The 2,604-nt window shown below is 73.1% G+C and carries 1 protein-coding gene; it reads right to left on the reverse strand.

What is annotated here, in order from left to right:
- Positions 1-2,604, reverse strand: a 2,604-nt coding sequence (locus ACFC1F_RS43065; RefSeq protein WP_376167270.1) for a condensation domain-containing protein, incomplete at both ends; no start/stop codon positions are given.

Genomic DNA, 2,604 nt, shown 5'->3' on the forward strand with positions numbered 1-2,604 from the left:
GGCAGACGCCCACCACCGACTCCGGACCCACCCCCAGACCCACCAGGTGGTGCGCCAACCGGTTCGCCCGCACCTCCAGCTCCCCGTACGACACCCCGACCCCGCCGCAGACCACCGCCACCGCCTCCGGCGTCCGCACCACCTGCGCCTCGAACAACCCGTGGACCGTGGCCCCGGAAACCTCCGCCGGAGTACCGCTCCACGAGGTCAGCATCCGGTCCAGCTCGGCCGCGTCGAGCACGTCGACGGCGCGAAGCGGCAGCAGCGGGCCGTCCTCCAGGGCGGAGACCAGGTTCTGTGCGGCCGTGTGCAGCAGCGCGCAGACCGCGTCGGCATCGGCCGGGGCGACCGCGTCCACGGTCAGCCTGAACCCGGTGCCCAGATCGTCCACGGCGACCACGAGCGGGTAGTTGGTGCGCTCGCGAGTGAGCAGGGCGCTGACGCCCTCGATCCCGGTGTCCGTGCCCCCGGAAGAGCCGGCGCCAGTGCCCGGCCCGGTGCCGGCCCCGTCGGCGGCCGTGCGGGCGGCGGCCTGAGCGGCGGCCTGGTTGTGCCGGTAGTTGAAGATCGAGGTGAACAGCGGGCTCGTGCCGGGCACCGCGCTGACCCGCTGTGCCAGTGCCAGCGGCGCGTGCTCGTGGACCAACAGCTCGGCGAGCTGGTGCCGCAGTCCGGCGAGCGACTCGCCCACCCCGGTCCCGTCCACGCGCACCCGCATGGGCAGCGTGTTGATGAACGGCCCCTGCACGCGGTCGGCCCCGGTTCCGGCGTTCATCCGCCCGAACAGCACCGTGCCGAACACCACGTCCTCGCGCCCGCTGACCGCCGCCAGCACCCGCGCCCACGCCAGGTGGAACACCGTCGCCGCACTGACCCCGTGCCGACGCGCCGCATCCCGCACCCGGTCGGCCAGCCCCGCGTCGACGCCGAGCTGGGCACGACGGGCACGCACACCGTCGCCGTGCACGTCGAGCAGCCCGTACGGGGCGGTGGGTTCGGTGACGTCGCCGAGGAGGTCGGCGAAGTAGCGCTCGTGCTCCTCGCGCGGCACCCCGAAGCGGGCCTGGGCCACGAAGTCGCGGAACGGCAGTGGCGCGGGCAGCGAGTCGCCGCGCCCGGACAGGAACGCGCCCAGCTCCCTGAGCAGTGCCTCCTGTGTGGTGTGGTCCCGGACCAGCTGGTGGATGCGCAGGAGCGCCAGCCAGCGTCCGCTGCCCGGCTCGGCGGCGATGTGCGCGCGGATCAGCGGGGCATCGGTGAGGTCCATCCAGCTTCCGGCGAGCGCCGGCAGCTGCTGCACCGGGTCCGCTCCCTGCGGATCGAGTTCCAGTTCCTCGACCGGAAGCGTCGCGTGCCGTGCCACCACCTGGACGGGCTCGGGGAGTCCCTCCCAGACGACGGCCGTGCGGTAGATGTCGTGCCGGTCCACCACCTGCTGGAGCGCGGCCAGGAACTCGTCGAGCCGCCGACGGTTGTCGAACCCGAGCACGATCGGCAGCACGTACACGTCGTGGTGACCGCCTACGCCCTGGTCTCCGGTGTCGGTCGCGAGCAGGTGGTGGAAGAAGATCCCTTCCTGGAGCGGGGCGAGCGGGTAGACGTCCGCGATGTTCGCCGCGCCGCCCGGGACCTGGGCCACCAGGCGCTCCACCTCCGCCGCCGTCAGCTCGACCAGCGGAAGCATGTCCGGGGTGATCCGGGTCGCGCCGGACGGAATGCGGTTCGCCGGAACCTCGGCCTGCACCGGAGCCGTCATGGTGGCGAGGCCGGCCGGAGTCGGCGTCTCGAAGAGGGCCCGTACCGAGACCGCCATCCCGCGCGCCCGCAGGAGCTCCACCAACGAGACCGCCAGCAGCGAATGCCCGCCCAGAGCGAAGAAGTCGTCGTCGACACCCACGTGTTCCAGGCCCAGGACCTGCGCGAACGCGGCACACAGGATCTCCTCCTGCACCGACGCCGGACCGCGGCCGGCACCCGCCGCGGCGGCGAAGTCCGGGGCGGGCAGCGCCCTGCGGTCCAGCTTGCCGTTGCCCGTCAGCGGCAGCGCGTCCAGCACCACCACCCCCGAGGGCACCATGTGCTCCGGAAGCCTGGAGGCTGCGAACTCGCGTACAGCAATCGGCAGTTCGTCGGCCGCTTCGTCGGCGGGGACAACGTAGCCGACCAGCCGGCGGTCTCCGGGGGTGTCCTCGCGGGCGACGACCGCGGCCTGCGCCACGCCCGGATGGGCGGCCAGCACCGCCTCCACCTCACCCGGCTCGATCCGGAAACCCCGCACCTTCACCTGGTCGTCCGCACGGCCCAGCACCACCACACTGCCGTCCACCGTCCAACGCGCCCGGTCACCCGTCCGGTACATCCGCCCACCCTCGGCACCACCGAACGGGCAGGCCACGAACCGCTCCGCCGTCAACCCAGGACGACCCACATAGCCACGCGCCAACTGCACACCCGCGACATACAACTCACCCACCACACCCGGCGCCACCGGCCGCAGGAACCCGTCCAGCACGAACAACCGCGTGTTCCCGACCGGACGACCCACCGGCACCACACCGGACGCCACCGACTCCGCCGTCAGCCGGGCCGTCGCAACACCGATCG

Origin of the sequence: Kitasatospora sp. NPDC056181 (genome assembly GCF_042266225.1) — a bacterium.
Lineage (GTDB): Bacteria > Actinomycetota > Actinomycetes > Streptomycetales > Streptomycetaceae > Kitasatospora.